At 47.9% G+C, this 24993-nt stretch carries 23 protein-coding genes; 11 read left to right on the top strand and 12 right to left on the bottom strand.

The genetic code is table 11. The features are described 5' to 3' along the window. Positions 1–29: 29 nt before the first annotated feature. Entirely contained in the window at positions 30–974 is a 945-nt protein-coding gene (locus O3681_RS02655; protein ID WP_371459218.1) for a class I SAM-dependent methyltransferase, read from the bottom strand. A gap of 337 nt (positions 975–1311) precedes the next feature. Between O3681_RS02655 and O3681_RS02650 the strand changes: the two genes are divergently transcribed. Next, the gene (locus tag O3681_RS02650; protein WP_371459217.1) at positions 1312–2721 is read left to right on the top strand and encodes a DEAD/DEAH box helicase; all 1410 of its coding nucleotides are present in this window, start codon (positions 1312–1314) and stop codon (positions 2719–2721) included. 128 nt (positions 2722–2849) lie between these two features. Here O3681_RS02650 and leuB read toward each other — a convergent pair whose 3' ends face one another. The 8 genes from leuB to leuC all read right to left on the bottom strand — a co-directional run bounded on the left by leuB (position 2850) and on the right by leuC (position 9131). Then, positions 2850–3920, bottom strand: coding sequence for a 3-isopropylmalate dehydrogenase (leuB, locus tag O3681_RS02645; protein ID WP_371459216.1), 1071 nt, complete (start codon positions 3918–3920; stop codon positions 2850–2852). Between the two features lie 66 nt (positions 3921–3986). Continuing rightward, positions 3987–4850: a DUF1444 family protein gene (locus O3681_RS02640; RefSeq protein ID WP_371459215.1), complete on the bottom strand. Its 864-nt coding sequence runs from the start codon at positions 4848–4850 to the stop codon at positions 3987–3989. A 37-nt stretch (positions 4851–4887) separates the two neighbouring features. Continuing rightward, the gene (locus O3681_RS02635) at positions 4888–5349 is read right to left on the bottom strand and encodes a YhcH/YjgK/YiaL family protein (protein WP_371459214.1); all 462 of its coding nucleotides are present in this window, start codon (positions 5347–5349) and stop codon (positions 4888–4890) included. 169 nt (positions 5350–5518) lie between these two features. Continuing rightward, a complete protein-coding gene (locus O3681_RS02630) occupies positions 5519–6115 on the bottom strand; it encodes a DUF2625 domain-containing protein (RefSeq protein ID WP_371459213.1) in 597 nt (198 codons plus the stop codon). A gap of 68 nt (positions 6116–6183) precedes the next feature. After that, positions 6184–6825, bottom strand: a complete 642-nt coding sequence (gene leuD, locus O3681_RS02625; RefSeq protein WP_003677355.1) for a 3-isopropylmalate dehydratase small subunit — start codon at positions 6823–6825, stop codon at positions 6184–6186. 48 nt (positions 6826–6873) lie between these two features. Next, positions 6874–7239: a VOC family protein gene (locus O3681_RS02620; protein WP_049331002.1), complete on the bottom strand. Its 366-nt coding sequence runs from the start codon at positions 7237–7239 to the stop codon at positions 6874–6876. 103 nt (positions 7240–7342) lie between these two features. Beyond that, the gene (locus O3681_RS02615; protein WP_049331004.1) at positions 7343–7597 is read right to left on the bottom strand and encodes a hypothetical protein; all 255 of its coding nucleotides are present in this window, start codon (positions 7595–7597) and stop codon (positions 7343–7345) included. Positions 7598–7721: 124 nt separating this feature from the next. Then, positions 7722–9131 (bottom strand): 3-isopropylmalate dehydratase large subunit, encoded by a 1410-nt coding sequence (gene leuC, locus O3681_RS02610; RefSeq protein WP_049343582.1) that lies wholly within the window; start codon positions 9129–9131, stop codon positions 7722–7724. Positions 9132–9393: 262 nt separating this feature from the next. On the opposite strand from leuC, the gene gshA reads away from it, so the two are divergent. The 9 genes from gshA (at position 9394) to O3681_RS02565 (ending at position 20056) form a co-directional block, all read left to right on the top strand. After that, positions 9394–10752, top strand: a complete 1359-nt coding sequence (gshA, locus tag O3681_RS02605) for a glutamate--cysteine ligase (protein WP_371459212.1) — start codon at positions 9394–9396, stop codon at positions 10750–10752. A gap of 103 nt (positions 10753–10855) precedes the next feature. Then, entirely contained in the window at positions 10856–11926 is a 1071-nt protein-coding gene (gene corA, locus O3681_RS02600; protein WP_063067852.1) for a magnesium/cobalt transporter CorA, read from the top strand. Positions 11927–12040: 114 nt separating this feature from the next. Continuing rightward, positions 12041–12523 (top strand): acyl-CoA thioesterase, encoded by a 483-nt coding sequence (locus O3681_RS02595; protein WP_003686444.1) that lies wholly within the window; start codon positions 12041–12043, stop codon positions 12521–12523. 127 nt (positions 12524–12650) lie between these two features. After that, on the top strand, positions 12651–15422 hold the full coding sequence (gene gyrA, locus O3681_RS02590; RefSeq protein ID WP_371459211.1) for a DNA gyrase subunit A: 2772 nt from the start codon (positions 12651–12653) through the stop codon (positions 15420–15422). 64 nt (positions 15423–15486) lie between these two features. After that, entirely contained in the window at positions 15487–17328 is a 1842-nt protein-coding gene (gene uvrC / locus O3681_RS02585; protein WP_371459210.1) for an excinuclease ABC subunit UvrC, read from the top strand. 195 nt (positions 17329–17523) lie between these two features. Beyond that, positions 17524–18003 (top strand): hypothetical protein, encoded by a 480-nt coding sequence (locus O3681_RS02580; protein ID WP_371459209.1) that lies wholly within the window; start codon positions 17524–17526, stop codon positions 18001–18003. 161 nt (positions 18004–18164) lie between these two features. Further along, the gene (locus tag O3681_RS02575) at positions 18165–18518 is read left to right on the top strand and encodes a hypothetical protein (protein ID WP_371459208.1); all 354 of its coding nucleotides are present in this window, start codon (positions 18165–18167) and stop codon (positions 18516–18518) included. Positions 18519–18602: 84 nt separating this feature from the next. Continuing rightward, entirely contained in the window at positions 18603–19352 is a 750-nt protein-coding gene (gene aroD / locus O3681_RS02570; RefSeq protein WP_371459207.1) for a type I 3-dehydroquinate dehydratase, read from the top strand. 134 nt (positions 19353–19486) lie between these two features. Then, on the top strand, positions 19487–20056 hold the full coding sequence (locus O3681_RS02565; protein ID WP_063067856.1) for an acetate uptake transporter family protein: 570 nt from the start codon (positions 19487–19489) through the stop codon (positions 20054–20056). 76 nt (positions 20057–20132) lie between these two features. Here the strand turns inward: O3681_RS02565 and yfaE are convergent, their stop codons facing one another. The 3 genes from yfaE to nrdA form a co-directional block, all read right to left on the bottom strand. After that, positions 20133–20432, bottom strand: a complete 300-nt coding sequence (gene yfaE, locus O3681_RS02560) for a class I ribonucleotide reductase maintenance protein YfaE (RefSeq protein ID WP_070589115.1) — start codon at positions 20430–20432, stop codon at positions 20133–20135. Positions 20433–20537: 105 nt separating this feature from the next. Next, positions 20538–21671 (bottom strand): class Ia ribonucleoside-diphosphate reductase subunit beta, encoded by a 1134-nt coding sequence (gene nrdB / locus O3681_RS02555; RefSeq protein ID WP_004520359.1) that lies wholly within the window; start codon positions 21669–21671, stop codon positions 20538–20540. Between the two features lie 281 nt (positions 21672–21952). Further along, positions 21953–24232 (bottom strand): class 1a ribonucleoside-diphosphate reductase subunit alpha, encoded by a 2280-nt coding sequence (gene nrdA / locus O3681_RS02550; protein WP_371459206.1) that lies wholly within the window; start codon positions 24230–24232, stop codon positions 21953–21955. A 391-nt stretch (positions 24233–24623) separates the two neighbouring features. Between nrdA and O3681_RS02545 the strand changes: the two genes are divergently transcribed. Beyond that, positions 24624–24956, top strand: a complete 333-nt coding sequence (locus tag O3681_RS02545; protein WP_107737144.1) for a stress response protein — start codon at positions 24624–24626, stop codon at positions 24954–24956. Positions 24957–24993: the final 37 nt, after the last annotated feature.

The following is a 24993-nucleotide window of genomic DNA, read 5'->3' as shown; positions in this document are numbered from 1 at the left end:
TGAAAACTGGCTTTCAGACGGCCTGATGTTTATTTATGCTTGATTTCCCAGCATTGATGGATTTTTTTGTTGCGGAAATCGTCGGGAACGGACTGCTTGGAAATGTCTTTGACAGCGTATTGTTCCGATACAGAATCGTCTAACACAAAACTGCGCAGGTTGTTGGAGAAATACAGAATGCCGTCTGAAGCGAGCAGGCTCATTGCACCGTCAATTAGCTTTTTATGGTCGCGCTGGATGTCGAGGATGTCGAGCATCTTTTTGCTGTTGGAAAAGCTGGGCGGATCCATGACGATCAGGTCGAACTTTTTACCTTCGTCTGCGGCGTTTTGCAGGTATTGGAACACATCGGCACGGACGATTTTATGTTGTTCGGGGTCGATGCCGTTGAGTTCGAAATTGCGTTTTGCCCACTCGAGATAAGTGTTGGATAAATCGACGGTTTCGCTGGATACTGCGCCGCCGGTTGCGGCATAGACGGTAAAGCTGCCTGTGTAGGAAAACAGGTTGAGGAAGCGTTTGCCCGCTGCGGTGTCGCCGACTTTTTTGCGCGTGTTGCGGTGGTCGAGGAAGAGGCCGGTGTCGAGGTATTTGTCGAGGTTGACCCAAAACTTGCGGCCGTTTTCAGTAATGACGAAATCGTCGCCGGTTTTGCCAGTTTTTTCGTATTGCTGTAAACCTTTTTGGCGTTCGCGGCGTTTGAGGTGGATTTGTTCGGGCGCAAAACCGGTCACAAAACCAATAGCTTCCAATACATCGGCAAGCCATGCTTCGTATTCTTCAGGCTGCATCAGCCAGCCGGTATCGTATTCCTGAAGATGGATTTGGTCGCCGTAAACATCGACGGCAAAGGGAAATTGGGGAATATCGCGGTCGTAAATGCGCCAGGCTTCGATATTGTTGCGTTTGGCCCATTTCATAAGATGTTTGATGTTTTTGCCCAAGCGGTTGGCAAAGGGGGTAATGTCGGTCATGGTTTTCAGACGGCCTGAATAAGTATTGGGAAGGGGTTGGATTTTAACGCACTTGATGCCTTTTTGCTTGACTGTTATCCATAAAATCTATATTATCCGCCGTTCGCCTTTTGATACGAAGCCATCGTCATCCAACCTAAACCGCCGTTTCGGGCGCGTTTCTTTTATTGCTTGCATATTTGCAAAGCCTTTTCTGTGCAGGTTGTCGTCGATGTTAACCACAAGCAAGATGCTTGCGACAACCCTGTAACTTCACATTTCCCGTATCGTTACTTTCCTTTGCTTCAGGTCGTCTGAAATTGTTCAGGCGTGCGCGTTGTTGTCTCTTAGGATAGATATGTCTATTAAATTTGCCGATTTGAACCTTGATAAAAACATTTTGTCTGCCGTAAGCAGCGAGGGTTATGAAAGCCCGACCCCGATTCAGGCGCAAGCGATTCCGTTTGCTTTGGACGGCCGCGACATTATGGCTTCGGCACAAACCGGTTCAGGAAAAACCGCAGCCTTCCTGCTGCCGACTTTGCAAAAACTGACCAAGCGCAGCGAAAAACCGGGCAAAGGCCCGCGCGCTTTGGTATTGACCCCGACCCGCGAACTGGCGGCTCAAGTGGAAAAAAACGCGCTGGCGTATGCTAAAAATATGCGTTGGTTCCGTACTGTCAGCATTGTTGGCGGTGCATCTTTCGGCTATCAAACCCGTGCTCTGAGCAAACCGGTTGACCTGATTGTCGCCACTCCGGGCCGTCTGATGGACTTGATGCAGAGCGGCAAAGTTGATTTTGAACGTTTGGAAGTGCTGATTCTGGACGAAGCCGACCGTATGTTGGACATGGGCTTTATCGACGACATCGAAACCATCGTGGAAGCAACGCCGAGCGACCGTCAGACTTTGTTGTTCTCTGCCACTTGGGACGGCGCAGTGGGCAAACTGGCGCGCAAACTGACCAAAGACCCTGAAACCATCGAAGTTGAGCGTGTGGACGATCAAGGCAAAATCGAAGAGCAGCTGTTGTACTGCGACGATATGCGCCATAAAAACCGCCTGCTCGACCACATTTTGCGCGATGCCAATATCGACCAATGCGTGATCTTTACATCCACCAAAGCCATGACCGAAGTCATTGCGGATGAGTTGTACGAAAAAGGTTTTGCCGCCAACTGCCTGCACGGCGATATGCCGCAAGGCTGGCGTAACCGCACGCTGATGGACTTGCGCAAAGGCCGCTGCAAAATTTTGGTTGCCACCGACGTTGCCGCACGCGGTATCGACGTACCAACCATTACCCACGTTATCAACTACGACTTGCCGAAACAGGCTGAAGACTACGTTCACCGTATCGGCCGTACCGGCCGCGCAGGCCGCACCGGTATTGCGATTACTTTTGCCGAAGTGAACGAATACGTCAAAGTACACAAAATTGAAAAATACATCGGCCGTAAATTGCCTGAGCTGACCATCGAAGGCATGGAGCCGACACGCAAACGCAAATCTGCCGGCGCTAAACCGAAAGGCAAAGGCGGCTGGGGCGATCGTAAATCCGGCGGTTGGCGCGGTGATAAAAAACCGGCTAAAGAAGGTTTCGGCGGTAAAGCTCGCAGCGAAGGCCATAAAAAAGACGGTTTCAAGAAAGATGGCTTTAAGAAAGATGGTTTCAAAAAAGCTGACGGTTTCAAAAAAGGCAGCGAAGGCTTTAAAGGCAAGCGCAAGTCTAACGACAGCTTTGGCGGCAAACACAAAAGAGGTTGATTGCTTCAATCTTAAGGCCGTCTGAAATAAGACGAAAGGGCGTGTGAAGACACGCCCTTTTTTATGGTTTAAAGTTTTCGCATATAAAAAAGCGCGGGATTGATCCCACGCTTTTTTCAGACGGCCTCTTACAAAGCGGCCAATACGGCATCGCCCATTTCGGAGCAGGAAACCAGTTTGGTACCTTCTTCGTAAATGTCGCCGGTACGCAAGCCTTGTTGCAGTACTTTTTGTACGGCGTTTTCAACTTGTTGCGCGCGTACTTCGTCGTTCAGGCTGTAACGAAGCAACATGGCAAGAGACAATACGGTTGCCAGCGGATTGGCTTTGTTTTGACCGGCAATGTCGGGAGCAGAGCCATGGGATGGTTCGTACAGGCCTTTGCCGTTTTCGTCCAAAGAAGCGGAAGGCAGCATACCGATGGAACCGGTCAGCATGGAGGCTTCGTCGGAGAGGATATCGCCGAAGATGTTGCCGGTGGCAATCACATCAAATTGTTTGGGCGCACGCACGAGCTGCATGGCGGCGTTGTCGACGTACATATGGGAGAGCTCGACATCAGGGTATTCTTTGCCGATTTCTTCAAAGATTTCGCGCCACAGTTCGGTGGTTTCCAAAACGTTGGCTTTGCCTACGGAGCAGACTTTTTTGCTGCGTTTTTGGGCGGATTGGAAGGCAACGTGGGCAATACGGCGGATTTCGCTTTCGCTGTATTTCATGGTGTTATAACCTTCGCGTTCGCCGTTTTCCAAAACACGGATGCCGCGCGGCTCGCCAAAGTAAATATCGCCGGTCAGTTCGCGTACGATAAGGATGTCGAGGCCGGCTACGATTTCCGGTTTCAAAGTAGAAGCATTGGCTAGCTCTTTATACAAAATGGCAGGGCGCAAATTGGCAAACAGATTCAAGTCTTTACGGATGGCCAACAAGCCGCGCTCAGGGCGCAGCGGACGGTCGAGATTGTCGTATTGAGGAGAACCGACTGCACCAAGCAGTACCGCATCGGCTTTACGGCAAAGGTTTTGCGTGAATTCTGGATAAGGATGGCCGTATTCGTCATAGGCTTCGCCACCCAAAGGTGCGTATTCGTAGCTGACATCCAAACCTTGTTCGATAAGTTTGTCGAGTACACGGACGGTTTCTGCAACGATTTCAGGGCCGATGCCGTCGCCGCGCAAGATAGCGATATGTTTGGTCATTTCGGGTTTCCTTATGGGAAGGTTTTAGGTAAAGGACAGGTCGCCTGTTTTTCAGACGGCCTTAAATCAATTTGCTCTGAAAACGCTGATTGTACCATTATGGTACTGGTAAAGCTGGGTAGAAATCGCGTAGGCAGATTCTTCAAATGCTTGCAGTGCAATATTTGCCATCGCCTGCAAAGCCTCTTCATCGGATGGGCTGCAAACGAGCAGGGCGTTGCGTGCCGGGACTGCAAAAACGGGGTTGGCCGGCAGCATAGGATCATCTTTAAGTACTTCGTCCAAAAGCAAAATTAGGGAAGCATCATAGTCGTTGTCCAAATGAATTTGAGCCAATGACCAACCTTCGGCATGATGAATTTGGACACGTCCATTCATCCGTTGGCGCAAATTATCCATAGCGGTACGATACAAGGCGTCTTCATCTTCAATACCGGCCTCTTTCATATGTTCACGATTGAGCGTATGCATGGATTCTTCCGTATCCACCATATAAAGCAACATGATATCGCCGGCAATCGGTTTGTATACCAGGTAATCGTCAGGTTCGGCTTCGTCCGTATTTGTAATCAGTCTGGCATTTTCCAGATAAATCGTATTTTTAATCGTCGGAAGAATTTGTTGTGCTGAAACACTGGCATCAGTGTCTTGAATCTTATAGATAACCGCTAAATTGGCTGCAACAATAGCCTCCAAGGCCTCGGGATTTTGCAGATAACTTGTGTAATGGTTGCTCAAATATGTGCTGAACGATGCTTCATCGTCTTCGGAAAAATGGACAATGATAGGTGAAGACGCAATAGTTTCGCCCCAGTCGATTTCTGCCTCAAGATCCAATTCTTCTTGAATGCGACGGGCAAAGTATTCGACAAATTCCTGCCAAGTCATTAATTTAGGTTTGGAGCGGAACAACTTGCTGAAAAAAGACATATTGTGTCCTGATAAGGGGATAAGGCCGTCTGAAAAATTATAGACGCTCGGTTTCAACACGAATTTTAAAAACAACTTTGCGTATGTTCGCCCTGTCGCCGACCAATGGGGCATGCGCATCATTCGGGAAAAATAGCGCAAATTCGCCAGGCTCTAAGGTCAGCCAAGTCTCCGGCTCGCAGTTGAAAAACTCAATATCGCGCTTTTCATTGTAGCCTAAACCGTTTTTCAGATGGCCTCTGTCTATCCAGCCATATGTTTCACTGCCATCAATCGGCGTTTGAATATCAATGTGTTTTAAGTGCGCTTCAGGCTGGGCTTCTCTCTGCGTCCTCATCGGCTCGCTGCCGATAAAAATACGGATATTGGGATTTTCGCACGGCACTTGGCCGTCCGGCAGCTTGGTAAAATCTAGGGTTTGCAACAGATGGAAGGCCTCAGCAAAGTCGGGATGCAAGGCAGCGTAGCGGGTGGCATTATTTATGGTGTCGGTAATCATGGTGTGGTTAGGTAGAAATTAAACTTCAGGATGTGAAGAATACGTTTTAAGGACGCTTTATTGGGATTATGACAACAAGGCCGTTTGAAAGGGCTTTTTATGGAGTTGTGTTTTGCAGATTCAAAGTGGAAGCATAATGTTCAGCGATAGGAATACGCTTGCGGCTGACTTAGTTTATATCGCTGCCTTCTTCAGTCCATAAAAACGGAAAGAACGTGTAAACGCTGTCGCCATTCAAATCATGGATTTCTTCGCGCCAATTTTTCCAACGCAGGTTTTCGTAAAACAACTGTAAATCGCCGTTCAATGCCCAATTTAAGAAGTCGCCATAACCTTTACCGCAATCTTCCCATTCCAAGGTATCCGGTGGCAGGTAGAAAACATTACCTACTTTGCCATTTAATCCCCCGCCATTAATCGCAAAATAGCCTCCCGCAACATCATCGGCAAACAGATAATAGGGAGCAGGGCCTGCTGGCTCGGATTGTGTACGGCCTAGATTCCAACTTCCCAAACCACGAGGTAGCTTCGCGCTGCCGGAACCAAGTATTCGTAGCCAGCCGTCATCGATAATGATACCGCCGGTTTCATAAACGACAGCGCCCATAAACGAACGTATTGTTACTTGGGTTTTGACAAGTTCTTCCTGTGCCTTTTCAAGTGTACGAGGCAGAACTTCAACGCTGTTTGTCGCTTCCGCAAGCCACTCTTGAATCAATGGCCATGCAGGGTCTTGGGTTTGGATTAATTCGTCGAATGATCTCATGGACTATCCCAAAACATTCAGTAAAGGCCGTCTGAAACACTTAAATTTTTCAGACGGCCTTTTGTATATCAACCGTTAAACAGCCAAGGCTGGCTTTGGCGGCGTTTTTCTTCAAAGGCGTGAATTTCGTCAGCGTGTTGCAGGGTGAGGCCGATTTCGTCCAAGCCGTTTAAGAGGCAGTGTTTGCGGTGTTCGGTAATGTCGAATGTGAATGTTTCGCCGCTAGGGGTGGTCAGGGTTTGCTCGGCAAGGTCGATGGAGAGCTGATAGCCTTCGTTGGCTTCAACTTCTTTGAAAAGCTGGTCAACCTGTTCTTCTGTCAAAACGATAGGCAAAAGGCCGTTTTTGTAGCAGTTGTTGAAGAAAATATCGGCAAAGCTAGGAGCGATGACGGCGCGGAAGCCATAGTCGTCCAATGCCCAAGGGGCGTGTTCGCGTGAAGAGCCGCAACCGAAGTTTTTACGCGTCAACAGGATTTGTGCGCCTTGATAGCGTGGCTGGTTCAGGGAGAAATCCGGATTCAACGGGCGTTTGCTGTTGTCCATGCCCGGTTCGCCGTGGTCGAGGTAGCGCCATTCATCAAAGGCATTGGGGCCGAAGCCGCTGCGTTTGATGGATTTCAGAAATTGTTTGGGGATGATGGCATCGGTGTCGACGTTGCTGCGGTCGAGCGGGGCAACGATGGCGGTAATTTTGGTAAAGGCTTTCATGTCAGATTCTTATAGTAATAATGGGAAATTATTTTATGGCTATTCGGGTTAGCGTGTGCTGTGCAAACCGATTCGGTTGCCTTCTGTGTCTTCGATAAATGCTGCAAAGCCGTTGGCAATGCGGAATTTCTCTTGTAACAGTTTGCCGCCTGCTGCAACGGCTTTTTCTGCTGTTTCGGCGCAATCCGGGCAATTAAAGAAAATGGTTGTACCGCCGTGGCCGGGCTGGGCATTGCTGTCGTGCCAAATCATGCCTGCCGTACCGTGTTGCGTGTAATCGGCTGGAAAAATGATGAAACGGAATCCGTTGCCGCCAACGTCTTGTAGGGGCTTGCCGAATACGGATTCGTAAAAGGCTTTGGCGCGATCCAAATCATGAGCGTGAATACCAAACCAGCTTGACGGATTACTCATTGTTTCTTCCTTTGCTTGGAATTGTGAAAATGTCTGAACAAGTAATAAGGTATCAGGCCGTCTGAAACGGAGTCAGGAGCTTCAGACGGCCTGATTTACCGAATTATTCGGTAGCGGCTTCGATTTTTTCTCCAACATGGCTCATGCCGCGGCCTACTGCATTGCCGCCTTTTTTAACGGCTTCTTCAGTTTTATCGGCTACGCGTTCAGCGGTTTCTTTGGTTTTGTCGGCTACACGTTCTGCAGTTTCTTTGGTTTTGTCCCAATTGCGGTTGGTATCGTCTTTTGCGCCGGACCAAGTGCTGGAACAAGCTGACAGGATGAGGGCTGCGGCAGCTAATGCAAACAGTTTTTTCATACTAGATTCCTTTCAAGTTATCAATGATTAAGAAGGTTTTCAGACGTTTTGCGCAATAGGAAAACTTACTTGAGCAAGGTATTGTTTCAGACGACCTGATCAATAAAGGCCGTCTGAAAATACTTTAAGCCATAGTGCGGATGTCGGTAAAGTGGCCGGTCACTGCGGCTGCGGCTGCCATGGCAGGGCTGACGAGGTGGGTGCGTCCGCCGTTGCCTTGACGGCCTTCAAAGTTACGGTTGGAGGTGGAGGCACAACGTTGTCCCGGGGTCAGGCGGTCGGCATTCATGGCGAGGCACATAGAGCAGCCCGGTTCGCGCCATTCAAAACCGGCTTCGATAAATACTTCGTGCAAGCCTTCTTTTTCTGCCTGCTCTTTAACCAAACCGGAGCCAGGGACAATCAATACGCGTTGTACATTGTCCGCTTTTTTACGGCCTTTGGCGATAGCGGCGGCTTCGCGCAAGTCTTCGATACGGCTGTTGGTGCAAGAGCCGATAAAGACGATATCGACAGGAATTTCGTTTAATGGCGTACCGGCTTCCAAGCCCATGTATTCAAGGGCGCGTTCCATGCCGCTGCGTTTGACCGGATCGGCTTCTTCGGCAGGATTAGGCACTTTGCCGCTGATGTCCAAAACCATTTCAGGTGATGTTCCCCAGGTTACTTGAGGTTCGATGTCTTCGGCTTTGAAGTGGTATTCTTTATCGAATACTGCGCCTTCGTCAGACACCAGCGTGCGCCAGTACTCGACGGCTTTGTCCCACGCTTCGCCTTTAGGTGCGAAAGGTTTGCCTTTTACATAGTCGATGGTGGTTTGGTCGACGGCAACCATGCCTGAGCGCGCACCGGCTTCAATCGCCATATTGCACAAGGTCATGCGGCCTTCCATAGAAAGGCTGCGGATGGCTTCGCCGCCAAACTCAATGGCGTAGCCTGTACCACCGGCCGTACCGATTTGACCGATGATGTAAAGTGCCACGTCTTTGGCAGTAACGCCGGGTTTCAGACGGCCTTCAACGGAAATCAGCATGGATTTGGATTTTTTTGCGGTAATACATTGGGTTGCCATGGTGTGCTCGACTTCGGAAGTGCCGATACCGTGAGCCAATGCGCCGAATGCGCCGTGGGTAGAAGTGTGCGAGTCGCCGCAGACAACGGTCATGCCGGGCAGGGTAGCACCTTGCTCCGGGCCCATAACGTGCACAATGCCTTGGCCTTTATCCATAAACGGGAAGTAGGCGAGTGCGCCAAACTCTTTAATGTTTTTGTCCAAAGTATCGACTTGCAGCTTGGAAATCGGGTCTTGGATACCTTTGTCCCAGTCGCCGGTCGGGGTGTTGTGGTCGGCTGTGGAGACCACGCTGTCGATACGCCAGAGTTTGCGGCCGGCCATTTTCAAGCCTTCAAATGCTTGCGGGCTGGTTACTTCGTGAACCAGGTGGCGGTCGATGTAAAGCAGGACAGTGCCGTCTTCTTCTTCGCGGACGACGTGGCTGTTCCAAAGTTTATCGTAAAGGGTTTGTGCGCTCATGATGAGTATTCTTTGCTATTGGTAGGTATGAATGATGGTTTGCGTTTATGGGCGGATTTTAGGCTTTTTATAGGGGCTGCGCAATAGAAATTTGTCCAATTTTTAAAATTTGTTGCAAAGTTTCAAAAACATTTGTCAAAAATTAGACAAATTGTAGAATTGTTGACAAAAAGATTCATCTTATCTGAAAGAATGCTTGTCGAAATGCACTAAAAAGTTCTATCATTCTCACTCAACCCACACTTACCAAGAGGTATAGAGAATGAAATTACCGGTAATGGCTCCTGAGCATCTGACTCAATTACGGGAATTTGAGAAAAAAGTCCTTGCCAATCATGCCAAAATCGAAGCATGGTTCCGTTCGCATTGGAACGAACACCGTCCGCCATTTTATGGTTCGGTTGACATCCGTAATGCCGGTTACAAAATTTCATCTATCGATATGAACCTGTTTCCAGGCGGCTTCAATAATTTGAATCCCAACTTTATCCCGCTGGCGGCGGTTGCCGCGCAAGATGCGGTACAGCGCGCATGTAAAACGGCAAAATCCGTATTGATTATTCCTGAAAACCACACGCGCAACACATTCTATCTGCAAAACGTTTACGCACTCAGCGAGATTTTGCGTTCGGCAGGATACGAAGTGCGCTTGGGCAGCCTGAATCCGGAAGTGACTGAGCCAACCGAGTTTGAAACCGCATTAGGCGACAAAATTTTACTTGAGCCTTTATTGCGTACCCGTGAGCGTGTACATCTCGCAGACGGTTTTTCGCCTTGCGTTGTTTTGTTGAACAATGACTTGTCTGCGGGTGTTCCTAAAATCCTTAAAGACATCAGTCAAACCGTATTGCCTCCCTTGCACGGCGGCTGGACGACTCGCCGTAAAACCGAACATTTCGGCGCGTACAACCAAGTTGCAGCCGACTTTGCCAAGTTAATTGACATCGACGAATGGCAAATCAATCCTTATTTTGAAAAAATCAGTGGTTTGGACTTCCAAGAGCGTGAAGGCGAGGATGCGTTAGCGGAAGCAGTAGAACGTGTGCTGGCGAAAATTCAAGCCAAATACGACGAGTTGGGCATTACCGACCAGCCTTTCGTTATTGTGAAAGCCGACGCAGGTACTTATGGCATGGGCGTAATGAGCGTTAAATCTGCAGATGAAGTACGTGGATTGAACCGTAAAAACCGCAATAAAATGGCGAAAGTCAAAGAAGGTTTGGAAGTCAGCGAAGTCATTGTCCAAGAAGGTATTTATACCTACGAAACCATGGATGGCGCCGTGTGCGAACCCGTTGTGTATATGATGGACCGTTTCGTAATCGGTGGTTTTTTCCGTGTACACGAAGGCCGTGGTGCAGACGAAAACCTCAACGCCGGCGGTATGGTATTTGTGCCACTGTCCAACAGCATTCCCACCGGCAGTGGCGACAATTCCCAAGAAGCGCCCGAAGCCTGCAAGCGCGTATTTGAACAATGGGACTCGCTCGGCATGCCACGCTCCGAAAAAGACTGCGACGTGGACAACGAACACAACCGCCTCTACGTTTACGGCGTAATGGCGCGCCTGTCCTTGCTTGCTGCCGCATTGGAGCTGGAGAAAACCGCGCCTCAAGCCTAATAAAACGTTGATCGATATTGTCAGGCCGTCTGAAAATTAGTTTTCAGACGGCCTTTTCTGTCTGTACAATTCATTCTAACTAAAAAAAACATGATTTATTTTTATGAGCAAACCAGCCAATCCAGTTGAGACAACCGACAATCTGCAAGACCAAACCATGCAGCGCAGCAATACCGACAATGCGCCGCGTTCTGCCATCCACCAAACCTTATATTCCGCCGATACCTTTGTTCAGCATGATTATCTTGCCGGAAAGGCTTTGCCCGATATTGCACGCCCGCAAGAAGGCCAAATCAACTGGCTGCATTTTGTCGGCATCAACGATGCTACTTTGCTCAAACACGCGCTTGAGCCTTACGGCATCCATGAGCTGGTTATTGAAGACATTCTCAGCCGCAAGCAGCGTCCGAAAATCGAAGACTACGGCAGCTATGTTTTTACTGCCGCACAGGTTTACCACTATACCTCCACGGGCAAGCTCCATTCTGACCAAGTGTATGTGATTATCGGCAAAGATTTTGTGTTGTCTTTCCAACAAAAACCGTTGGGCTTGTTCAGCCATCTGCGCCGGCAGATGCACGAAAATCCGCACAATATTTTGAACAAAAATACAGCGTTTCTTGCTTATTGCCTGCTTGACCGTATTGTGGACGACTATTTCATCGTCCTGGAAGAGTACAACAACCGCGTCGAAGTCATAGACAAGTCCCTGTTTAAAAATGAAAACAGCGATATTCTCAGTAAGATCCACCGCCTCAAGCGCGATGCCGTCCGTCTGCGCCGTACACTTCTGCCATTACGCGATGTGTTTTACCAACTGGCCGTGCGCGGCGATTTTGCTATTTTCAAAGGCGAATCGACCGTCTATCTGCGCGACGTGTACGACCACAATATGCAGCTTATCGAATCGCTTGATGCCTCGCGTGATATGGTGTTGAGCATGATGGACATTTATCTTTCCTTCCAATCCAACCGTATGAACCAGCAAATGCGCGTGTTGACGGTTATTACCATTATCTTTATGCCGCTGACCGTCATCACCGGCATCTACGGCATGAACTTCGACAATATGCCCGAGCTGCATTGGCATTACGGCTATTTCATGGTTTTGGGTGTGATGCTGTGCATTATTATCGGACTGCTGATTTTCTTCTCACGTAGAAAATGGCTGTAAACAGGAAGGCAATGGGTTGAAATTCAACGATTAAAAACGGTAGAATGATTTTGCACACGTGCAGTCTGAAGTTTTCAGACAATTTTAAAATAAATATCAAAAGGAGAATAAACGATGAAACCGGAACGCCAACTACCTTCCCATGAACTGATCATGTCCGAGCTGATGATGCCTTATACGGCAAACTTTAGCGGCAATGTTCACGGCGGCGATCTTCTGCGCCTGCTCGACCAAGTGGCATATTCCTGCGCATGCCGTTACAGCGGAACCTATTGCGTTACTCTGTCTGTTGATAAAGTATTGTTTAAAGAGCCTATTCATGTCGGTGAGTTGGTAACCTTTTACGCCAGTATCAACTACACCGGCCGTACTTCTATGGAAGTCGGTATCCGTGTGGAGGCGCAAAACATCCACACAGGCGAAGTGCGTCATACCAACAGCTGCTACTTCACTATGGTTGCCGTTGAAGACGGTAAGCCGGTTCCTGTACCGCCTTTGGAAATCAATACACAGCGCCAACGCTGCCGTTATGAAAGGGCTAAAAAGCGTAAAGAATTGAGTCTGCAGGCTGCGAACGAAGATTCTGGCTGCAACTAAATTAAATTTATTAAATAATGAAGGCCGTCTGAAATCCTGTTTCAGACGGCCTTCACGCAAAAGCCATAAACCGCTTGTTTTGTGGTAGAATCAACAAGATTTTTGCCATACGAAATTACAGATAATCATGACCGACGCAACCATCCGCAACGACCATAAATTTGCACTTGAAACCCTGCCTGTCAGCCTTGAAGACGAAATGCGCAAGAGCTACCTCGATTACGCCATGAGCGTGATTGTGGGTCGAGCCCTGCCGGATGTCCGCGACGGTCTCAAGCCGGTACACCGCCGCGTGTTGTACGCGATGCACGAGTTGAAAAACAACTGGAATTCCGCCTATAAAAAATCGGCGCGTATCGTCGGCGACGTTATCGGTAAATACCACCCCCACGGCGATACAGCCGTTTACGATACCATCGTCCGTATGGCACAAGACTTCTCCATGCGTTATGTGCTGATCGACGGTCAGGGCAACTTTGGTTCTGTCGACGGCTTGGCTGCAGCAGCCATGCGTTATACCGAAATCCGCATGGAAAAAATTTCCCATGAAATGCTGGCGGATATCGAGGAAGAAACCGTTAATTTCGGCCCCAACTATGACGGTAGCGAACATGAGCCGCTGGTATTGCCGACCCGTTTCCCTGCGCTGCTAGTCAATGGTTCGTCCGGTATTGCCGTCGGTATGGCCACCAATATCCCGCCGCACAATTTGGGCGATACCATCAATGCCTGCCTGCGTTTGTTGGATGAGCCTGAAACTGAAATCGACGAGCTGATCAATATCATCCAAGCACCCGATTTCCCAACCGGCGCAACTATTTACGGCTTGAGCGGCGTGCGCGAAGGCTATAAAACCGGCCGTGGCCGTGTAGTGATGCGCGGTAAAACCCATATCGAGCCTATCGGTAAAAACGGCGAACGCGAAGCCATCGTTATCGATGAAATCCCATATCAAGTAAACAAAGCCAAACTGGTTGAGAAAATCGGCGAGTTGGTACGCGAAAAAACGCTGGAAGGCGTATCCGACCTGCGTGACGAGTCCGACAAATCCGGTATGCGTGTCGTGATCGAATTGAAACGCAATGAAAATGCCGAAGTCGTTTTGAACCAACTCTACAAACTGACCCAGCTGCAAGACAGCTTCGGTATCAACATGGTGGCCTTGGTTGACGGCCAGCCGCGCTTGCTGAACCTGAAACAAATCCTGTCCGAATTCCTGCGCCATCGTCGCGAAGTCGTTACCCGCCGTACCTTATTCCGCCTGAAAAAAGCGCGTCATGAAGGCCATATTGCCGAAGGTAAAGCAGTTGCTTTGTCCAATATCGACGAAATCATCCGTCTGATCAAAGAATCTGCCAATGCGCCGGAAGCCAAAGAAAAACTGCTGTCCCGCCCATGGCGCAGCAGCTTGGTTGAAGACATGCTCAGCCGTACCGATTTAGACCTGCACATGATGCGCCCTGAAGGCTTGCCTGAAAATTTGGGCCTGCACAGCCAAGGTTATTACCTGAGCGAATTGCAAGCTGATGCCATCCTGCGCATGAGCCTGCGTAACCTGACCGGCCTCGATCAGGAAGAAATTGTCGGTGAATATAAAAATCTGATGAGTAAAATCATTGATTTCGTAGATATTCTTTCCAAACCTGAGCGCGTTACCCAAATCATCCGCGAAGAATTGGCAGACATTAAAGCCAACTTCGGCGATGAGCGTCGCAGCGAAATCAATCCGTTTGGCGGCGATATTGCAGATGAAGACCTGATTCCGCAACGCGAAATGGTCGTTACCCTGACTCATAGCGGCTACATCAAAACCCAGCCGACTACCGATTATCAGGCGCAGCGTCGCGGCGGCCGCGGTAAACAGGCAGCGGCAACCAAAGACGAAGACTTTATCGAAACCTTGTTTGTTGCCAACACGCATGATTATTTGATGTGCTTCACCAATTTGGGTAAATGCCATTGGATTAAAGTGTACAAACTGCCGGAAGGCGGCCGCAACAGCCGAGGTCGTCCGATTAATAACGTTATCCAATTGGAAGAAGGTGAAAAAGTCAGCGCCATCTTGGCCGTCCGTGAGTTCCCGGAAGACCAATACGTCTTCTTCGCCACCGCACAAGGCATGGTGAAAAAAGTCCAGCTGTCTGCGTTTAAAAACGTCCGCAGCCAAGGCATTAAAGCCATCGCGCTTAAAGAAGGCGATTACTTGGTCGGCGCAGCGCAAACCGGCGGTGCGGACGACATTATGTTGTTCTCCAACTTGGGCAAAGCCATCCGCTTTAACGAATATTGGGAAAAATTGGGTAACGATGAAGCAGAAGATGCCGATATCGAAACCGAAAACGAGGATTCAGACAGCCTGGATGATGAAAATGCCGAGAATGCATTGCCAAGCGGCAAACACGGTGTCCGTCCGTCCGGTCGCGGTAGCGGCGGTTTGCGCGGTATGCGCCTGCCGGCCGATGGCAAGATTGTCAGCCTGATTACCTTCGCCCCTGAAGCCGAGCAAAGCGATTTGCAAGTATTGACCGCTACCGCCAACGGCTATGGCAAACGTACCCCGATTGCCGATTACAGCCGTAAAAACAAAGGCGGCCAAGGCAATATCGCTATCAATACCGGCGAGCGCAACGGCGATTTGGTTGCCGCAACTTTGGTCAGTGAAACCGACGACCTGATGCTGATTACCAGCGGCGGTGTCCTGATTCGTACCAAAGTTGAGCAAATCCGCGAGACCGGCCGCGCTGCCGCAGGCGTGCGTCTGATTAATTTGGATGAAGGCGAAACCTTGGTCAGCTTGGAGCGCGTGGCCGAAGAGGCTGAAGATGAAGCCGCTTTGGAAAGCGATGCAGCTGAAAACCAAGTGGTAGAAGCTGAAGATACTCCGTCTCAAGAATCTTAAACGTCAATGAAAAAGGCCGTCTGAAAAGTTTTCAGACGGCCTGCTTATTCCAAAAGAAAATCCCGTGAGCGCAACCGAACCGTTCAATTTACCTCTTTTTCTGAAAAATCTGCCCAATCTACCGGGCGTGTACCGTTTTTTTGACGAAGACAACAATGTTTTGTATGTCGGCAAAGCGGTCAATCTCAAGCGGCGCATTTCCAGCTATTTCCAAAAAAACGACCATTCGCCGCGCATCGCATTGATGGTAAAACAGGTTCACCATATCGAAACCACCATCACGCGTTCTGAAGCCGAAGCGCTGATTCTCGAAAACAACTTCATCAAAGCCTTGTCGCCGAAATACAATATTCTTTTCCGCGATGACAAAAGCTATCCTTATTTGATGCTCAGCGGCCATCAATATCCGCAAATGGCGTATTACCGCGGCACGCTGAAGAAACCAAATCAATATTTCGGCCCATATCCTAACAGCAACGCCGTGCGCGACAGCATTCAAGTGTTGCAAAAAGTCTTTATGCTGCGTACCTGCGAAGACAGCGTATTCGAGCATCGCGACCGTCCTTGTCTGCTCTACCAAATCAAACGCTGCACCGCGCCTTGTGTCGGCCACATCAGTGAAGAAGATTATCGTGACAGCGTGCGTGAAGCCGCGACTTTCCTCAATGGCAAAACCGACGAATTGACGCGTACCCTGCAACACAAAATGCAAACCGCCGCCGCCAATCTGCAATTTGAAGAAGCCGCCCGTTACCGCGATCAAATTCAAGCGCTCGGCATCATGCAGAGTAATCAGTTTATCGACAGCAAAAATCCGAACAATCCCAACGATATTGATTTGCTCGCGCTGGCGGTTTCAGACGGCCTGGTTTGCGTACACTGGGTCAGCATACGCGGCGGACGGCATGTCGGCGATAAAAGCTTTTTCCCTGACACCAAAAACGATCCCGAGCCAAACGGGCAAGATTACGCTGAAGCCTTCGTCGCCCAACACTATCTGGGCAAAAGCAAACCCGACATTATCATCAGCAACTTTCCCGTTCCCGATGCGCTGAAAGAGGCTTTGGAAGGCGAACACGGCAAGCAGATGCAATTTGTCACCAAAACCATAGGCGAACGCAAGGTCTGGCTGAAGATGGCGGAACAAAATGCGCAAATGGCGATTGCACAACGTCGCCTGCAACAAAGCAGCCAGCAACACCGTATTGACGAACTGGCAAAAATCCTCGGCATGGATTCAGACGGCCTCAACCGCCTTGAATGTTTCGATATCAGCCACACACAAGGCGAGGCCACTATTGCGTCCTGCGTTGTGTACGATGAGCAAAACATCCAGCCTTCGCAATACCGCCGCTACAACATCACGACCGCCAAGCCCGGCGACGACTACGCCGCCATGCGCGAAGTGTTGACGCGCCGTTACGGCAAAATGCAGGAAGCCGAAGCAAACGGCGAAAGCGTCAAATGGCCGGATGTCGTGTTGATTGACGGCGGCAAAGGGCAAATCGGCGTAGCCGTATCGGTATGGGAAGAACTCGGGCTGCACATACCTTTGGTAGGTATCGCCAAAGGCCCCGAGCGCAAAGCCGGTATGGAAGAACTCATTCTACCTTTTACCGGCGAAGTCTTCCGCCTGCCACCCAACAGCCCGGCCTTGCATTTATTGCAAACCGTACGCGATGAATCGCACCGCTTTGCGATTACAGGCCACCGCAAAAAACGCGACAAAGCACGCGTTACTTCCTCACTCAGCGAAATCCCCGGTATCGGCAGCAAACGCCGTCAAGCATTGCTTACCCGATTCGGCGGTCTGCGCGGCGTGATTGCGGCCAGCCGCGAGGACTTGGAAAAAGTGGAAGGCATCAGTAAAGCATTAGCGGAAACCATTTATGAGCATCTGCACTGAGCGATGAGACAAAAAGGATATCTAAAAAATTTTCAGACGACCTTTTACCTTATTGTGTTAATTTCAACTAGGGATTCCGGTTAATTCAGATAATACTTTGCGTTAGTTTTTGAAAAGGATATAATCCCATTTGCATTCTATCCGCTATTGTAATGAATGCAGTCAAACTATCTATTTAATTGTAGGAGAACGTTTATGAAAAAATATTTGGTCTTGTTGTTTGCAACAACACTAATGGTACCATCGCTTTCATTTGCTGACGGAAGTGATGCTGCTAAAATCAATTTAGTTAAAAAACTCTATAAGACTGATAAGCAAGGCTATGCTAATGGGGAAACATATTCTAAATATGCTGCGCCTGAGTTTAAAAATATCATAAAACAGGCTTACCGCATTATTGATGGTATCGAAAGAAGAACTGGCGATACTTGCGATATGGCAGAGCACTACGATCAAGGTTTTGGTAATGGAGATAGTAAAATCAGTAAGCTGAAAATTACCCCTTTATCTGGTAATCTTGTTCAAGTTACCTTTTCTGATGGTTCACTGAAAAACAACTTAAAATACGACATTAGTTGTACCAGCAATCGTTGTGTCATCAATGACATCATTAATGATGGAAGAAGTATTCGGAAGCAATACCAAAAAATTATTTCTAGTAAAAGTTGTGATTAAGTTATTTTAGTTAAGGTTGTCTGAAAATATTTTCAGACAACCTTTTTAAATCTTATTCTATATAGTACTGTGATTTTCCTCTCTTAAGAAAATATCAGATTTAAACTAAAATAAATAAGAAATTTAAAATATTTAATAAAAAACTTTATAAGGGTATTATTATGAAAAAACTATTTTTTATATTTTTTATATTAATGGCAACACAATTTGCTCAAGCAGAACAGAATAATTGCAACTCACTTAATAAAATAGCAGAAGCCAAGGGGGCAATTTACGCTCCAGTTCTTGGTAAAACTGTTATCAAACCAGGTAGGCTATATTTTCATTCTGCCCCGCATTCTTCTTGTAAATTAAAAGAAACCTTTATTATTAAAGGGGATCATGTTGTTGTTTATAAAAATTATAAAAATTACGACTATGCAATGTTTATTAATAACAGAACTGGTATTACTACACAGGGCTGGATTTTGGAGAATGCCCTAAAAACTACCGGTACGATGGGAGGGCGTTTATAATTCAACACAATCTAAAAATTTTTTACGAACTATTCTTCCTCAAGCTAATACTGCTTAAAGTATTAAATAAGATAAAGGAACAATATGAAACCTGTCATCATCAAAAATATCGAGATCGGAAAAGGCCTGCCTAAAATTGCCGTGCCACTGGTAGCTGCCAATACGCAGGAATTGGAGCAGGCTTTGCATGTATTGAAAGAGACGGCTGTTGACATTATTGAATTTCGTGCGGATTTTTTCCAAAAAGCGCTTGATGCCGATTTTATTGCCGAGCAATTAGGCATTGTTCGACAGGCTTTTCCTGACAAGCCTTTACTGTTTACGTTTAGAAGGGTGCAAGAGGGTGGCAACACGCCTTGTTCTGACGACTATTATTTTGAATTATTGGAAAAAATCATCCGTTCCAAACAAGCTGATATTATCGACATCGAGCTTTTTGCCGAGGAAAGCGGCGTAAAACAAGCCATAGCTTTGGCGCATGAGTATCAAACTGCCGCCTTACTTTGCAATCACGATTTCCAAGCCACGCCGTCTTTGGCAGACATTACAAGCCGTCTGAAAACAATGGCCGAGTGGGGCGCGGATATCTGCAAAATTGCCGTGATGCCGCAATCGCCGCAAGATGTATTGACCTTATTACAGGCAACATATGATGTTTCACAAATTATCGACCGCCCGATTATTACTATGTCTATGGGTAAAACCGGAGCCGTCAGCCGCTTGGCTGGCTCGACTTTCGGCTCGGCCGTTACCTTTGGTGCGGCACAAAAAACGTCGGCTCCCGGCCAAATTGATGCCAACGAATTGAGGAAAGTCTTGGCAATTTTGGGATAGTTTAATTATTAATATTAAAGGCCGTCTGAAAAATATTTTTCAGACGGCCTGATTTTTTTAAATTTATTTCTTTTAATTTTAAATAAAATAGGTAACAATGGGTTTCCTATTTTAATAACCAGAGGAGAAATAAAATGACTACTACTAAAGAAAACCTAGCGAACCCAGGTCCAGTAGGCCTGTGTGGCTTTGCATTGACAACTTGGTTGCTCAGTCTGATTAACGGCGGCTTTTTTACTGCTCAAGAGGGTGTCGGCTTAGTTTTGGGCATGGCTCTCGCCTTTGGTGGTATCGCCCAAGTTATTGCTGGTATGTTTGAGTTCAAGAAAGGCAATACGTTTGGCTTTACCGCTTTTATCAGCTATGGCGCATTCTGGTGGACATGGGCTTTGTTTACCATCTTTTTTAAAGGTGAAACAGCCCCGGCATTTATCGGTTGGTATCTCTGCGCATGGGGTATGTTTTCGCTAATGATGTTTGTGGCCACCTTGACCAAGCCTAAAGTATTGAGCGGTATTTTCTTTTGCTTGACACTGACTTTCTTTGCACTGGGTATTGGCGATGGCATGGAAAATCATAGCATTGTCCATATCGGCGGTTGCTTAGGCTTGGTAACTGCACTTGGTGCGTTCTACTTGGCAGCGGCAGAGGTCATCAACGAATCTTTTGGCCGTACTGTTTTGCCGGTTGGCGAGCGTAAATAAGGTTGCTTAAACAAAATGCCGTCTGAACGGTGGACATGAAATCAAAGATTTCGGCCACAATGTTCAGACGGCATTTTTATTTGTCTTCAAATAAATCGACATCAAATAAATCCGGCTCTTTGATGCGCTCCCGACAATCAAGCTTGATGTCTTCAGTAACCCGGCAGCAGCACGGCAAAATTTCTCCGGGCGCGACAAAAGCGAGCGGAAAATTATCATAAGAGACTTTTCCATCCAAGATTTTAATCCGGCATGAACCGCAATAACCGCTGCGACATTGGTATTCAACCTCATGTCCGGTGCGCTCCAAGCCCTCCAATAAGGTTTCGCCTTGTTGGAGTTGGAAGGTTTTGTCGTGTGTGCTGATGAGTGCCATATGATTTGTTTGGATTGGAAAGGCCGTCTGAAACGGTGTAAAGACGAAATCAAAGATTTCTGCCACACCGTTCAGACGGCCTTGATCATAAAACCGAATGTTCGATTACAGCTCGAAATCGCCCAAATCGTCGGCATTGACTTCCGAATCAATCTGACCAATCAGGTAAGAGGAAATTTCCACTTCCTGCGGCGCAACCTGTACATTGTCAGAAGACAGCCATGCGTTGATCCAAGGAATCGGATTTTGGGTCGCACCTTCAAATCCGGCAGGCAGGCCAACCGCCTGCATACGCAGATTGGTAATGTATTCAACGTATTGAGCCAAAATTTCTTTGTTCAGGCCAATCATTGAGCCGTCTTTAAACAGATAGGCCGCCCATTCTTTTTCCTGCTCGGCTGCTTTTTTGAAGAGGTTGAAACACTCGTCCTGCAATTCATTTGCAATTTCAGCCATTTCAGGATCATCGGCACCGGCACGCATCAGGTTGAGCATATGCTGGGTGCTGGTCAAATGCAGGGCTTCATCGCGGGCTATCAGCTTGATGATTTTGGCGTTGCCTTCCATCAATTCGCGCTCGGCAAAGGCGAACGAGCAGGCGAATGAAACGTAGAAGCGGATGGCTTCCAATACGTTGACGCACATCAGGCAGAGATAGAGCTTTTTCTTTAACTCACGCAAAGATACGGTAACAAGCTTGCCGCCGACATTGTGCGAACCTTCGCCCAACAGATTGTAATACTGAGTGTATTCAATCAAATCATCGTAATAGCAGGCAATGTCTTCAGCACGAGCGATGATGTATTTGTTTTGCACGATATCATCGAACACGACTGACGGATCATTCACGATATTGCGGATGATATGAGTGTAGCTGCGCGAGTGGATGGTTTCGCTGAAGCTCCACGTTTCAATCCACGTTTCCAGCTCGGGAATAGACACCAAAGGCAAGAACGCAACATTCGGGCTGCGGCCTTGGATCGAATCGAGCAGGGTTTGGTATTTCAGATTGCTGATGAAAATATGTTTTTCGTGTTCGGGCAGATTGGCGTAGTCGATACGGTCGCGCGACACGTCGATTTCTTCCGGACGCCAGAAGAAAGATAATTGTTTTTCGATCAGTTTTTCAAATACTTCGTATTTCTGCTGGTCATAACGGGCGACATTTACCGGCTGACCAAAAAACATCGGCTCTTTCAGCGCGTCGTTTTTGGTTTTGGAAAAGGTGCTGTATGACATAGTTAAATGTTCACAAGACATTTATTCTGAATCCTTGTCTTTAAAGGTTTTGACAGTTTGTAGGAAATTTTTATTACACAAAATATTTTTGACCTGTTTAACCGAATAAATTAATACAGTCGCAATTAAAAATGTTACGTCTTTATTACGCCCTAGACTATCAATAATCGAAGGAATATCCATAAAACTCATATGCTTATAATGAAGAATATCCTCCCCAAGAAGCCTAAACTTTAATTACAGACTTCTTGAAGAAGTTCTGTTAATAAAAATCCAGGTCCTTAAATCTTGCAAGCCCCACCAGCACAGCCGTCATCCTGAATATCAGCTTGTGTATCATCCGCGCCGTCGCGGGTGTTGTGGTAGTACAGGGTTTTGACACCGTATTTATAGGCGGTCAGCAGGTCTTTGAGCATTTGTTTCATGGAAACTTTGCTGCCTTCAAATTTGTTCGGGTCGTAGGCGGTATTGGCGGAAATCGATTGATCGACGAATTTTTGCATTACGCCGACGAGTTTCAGGTAGCCTTCGTTGCCGGGAAGCTGCCACAGGGTTTCGTAGGCATCTTTCAGGGTTTCAAATTCCGGTACGACTTGTTTCAAAATACCGTCTTTTGATGCTTTAACGCTGACCAGGCCGCGAGGAGGCTCGATGCCGTTGGTGGCGTTGGCAATTTGCGAACTGGTTTCAGACGGCATGAGTGCGGTCAGGGTAGAGTTGCGCAGGCCGTATTTGACGATGTCGGCGCGCAGGCTTTCCCAGTTGTAGTGCAAAGGCTCGCTGCACACGGCATCCAAGTCTTTTTTGTAGGTATCGATAGGCAGTTTGCCTTGCGAATAAACGGTTTGGCTGAATAGCGGGCATGCGCCGTATTCTTTGGCAAGGCTTACCGATGCTTTGAGCAGGTAATACTGCATGGCTTCAAAGGTGCGGTGGGTCAGGCCGAGGGCTGAATCGTCGCTGTAACGTACGCCGTTTTTCGCCAGATAGTAGGCGTAGTTGATGACGCCGATGCCGAGTGTGCGGCGGTTCATGGTTGCGGTGCGTGCGGCTGCAACCGGATAGTCTTGATAATCCAACAGAGCATCAAGTGCGCGTACGGTCAAATCGGCAAGCTCTTCCAGTTCGTCCAAGTTGTTCAATGCGCCCAAGTTGAAGGCGGATAAGGTACACAAGGCGATTTCGCCGTTCGGGTCGTTGATGTTGTCCAAAGGTTTGGTCGGCAGGGCGATTTCCATGCACAAGTTGGACTGATGAACAGGCGCAACGCGCGGATCAAACGGGCTGTGCGTGTTGCAGTGGTCAACGTTTTGGATGTAGATACGACCGGTACCGGCGCGCTCCTGCATCAGGGTGGAGAACAATTCTGTTGCCGGCAAAGTGCGTTTGCGGATGTTTGGGTCTTGCTCGTATTGAGTGTAGAGGCGCTCGAATTCGTCTTGGTCGGCGAAGAAGGCATCATATAAACCCGGAACTTCATTCGGCGAGAACAGGGTAATGTTGCCGCCTTTAATCAAACGGGTATACAGCAGGCGGTTGATTTGCACGCCGTAGTCCAGTTGGCGGATACGGTTGTCTTCTACGCCACGGTTGTTTTTCAATACCAACAGGCTTTCGGCTTCGATGTGCCACAATGGGTAGAACAAGGTTGCCGCTCCGCCGCGTACGCCGCCTTGTGAGCAGGATTTAACGGCCGCTTGGAACATTTTGAAGAATGGGATACAGCCGGTGTGTTGCGCTTCGCCGCCACGGATTTCACTGCCCAAGCCACGGATACGGCCGGCATTGATGCCGATGCCTGCGCGTTGGGAAACGTATTTCACAATCGCGCTGGTGGTGGCGTTGATGGAGTCGAGGCTGTCGTCGCATTCAATCAACACGCAGCTTGAGAATTGACGGGTAGGCGTACGCACGCCGCTCATGATAGGCGTAGGCAGCGATACTTTAAATGTGGAAACGGCGTCGTAAAAGCGTTTGACGTAATCCAAACGGGTCTCTTTCGGATATTTGCTGAAGAGACACATGGCCACCAAAATATATAAGAACTGAGGTGTTTCATAAATTTGGCGGGTAACGCGGTTTTGAACCAGATATTTGCCTTCCAGCTGTTTTACGGCAGCATAAGAGAAGGTCATGTCGCGGCTGTGGTCGATATAGGCATTCAGCTCGTCGAATTCTTCGCGGCTGTAATCTGCGATGATGTGGCGGTCATATTTGCCTGCTTCGGTCAGTTTTTTAACGTGATCGTAGAGGTGAGGCGGCTCGAATTCGCCATAAGCGATTTTACGCAGATGGAAAATGGCGAGGCGGGCAGCCAGATATTGATAATCGGGCGTATCTTGTGAGATTAGGTCGGCCGCGGCCTTGATGATGGTTTCATGGATATCGTCGGTACGGATACCGTTGTAAAACTGAATATGAGATTTGAGCTCGACTTGCGATACGGAGACGTTTTGTAAGCCTTCTGCCGCCCAAGTAACAACACGGTGGATTTTGTCTAAATTGATATCTTCCAAGCGTCCGTCGCGTTTGGTTACTTTAATATTCGTTGCTGCATTCATTGTTCAGTCTTCCCATTAAAAAACACAAGATACGGTATGTGATTGCTTTGAACGGCACAATATAATGTATTTTTCTTTGTTTAACTAGACTTGACAATGCGCTTTTTTCGGGGTGTGGATTAGGGGATGGGAGGCTTAAACTAGATTTTATGTGGCTTTGTGGCGATTTGGCATTATTTTGCGTTTGCATCACATTTGGCCAGACATTGGCTAGAGGCTTATGAAATAAAGAAATTTATATTCAGGTTTCGTCTAAATGGAAGGAGTGTTAAATTTTGCAAAGCAAGTAGTATGATGTAGTAATTAACCACATTTTTGTCATGTAAAAAATGGGCGTTTTGCCGGTGCCCTGGCGAAACATATAATGGAAAAACTATTTAGGAGGCGAATCATGTTAATGTTGAAAAATTTAGGTTCCGCACTGGCGGCGGTTGCCGTATTGAGCTTGGGTACTTATTCTGCCGAAGCGGCGGCCAAACCGTATGGCCATCATGTGAGCAAACACCAGCCAGCGAAGAAAAACAAATTGCATCCCGCTTGTAAGAGATACTTTGAGCGCCGTGCTGCTTGGTATCGCTATAAAGGCAACAAGGCCGAGTTGAGGGAAAACCGTAAAGCGGCAAAAGCGTTCCGCGGTTTGCCTTATGCCGAGCAAAAAATTCAATGCCAAGCTGCTTATCAGGCATTTGATGATTTTGATCACGGCAAATTCCGCCGCCGTTAATCGTCTGATTTGAACAAAGGCCGTCTGAATGTTTCAG

This window comes from Neisseria sp. 27098_8_158 (assembly GCF_041433145.1).
Lineage (GTDB): Bacteria > Pseudomonadota > Gammaproteobacteria > Burkholderiales > Neisseriaceae > Neisseria > Neisseria subflava_E.
Note: the sequence above shows the minus strand (reverse complement) of the source record. Positions and strands in the feature narration are given on the sequence as shown.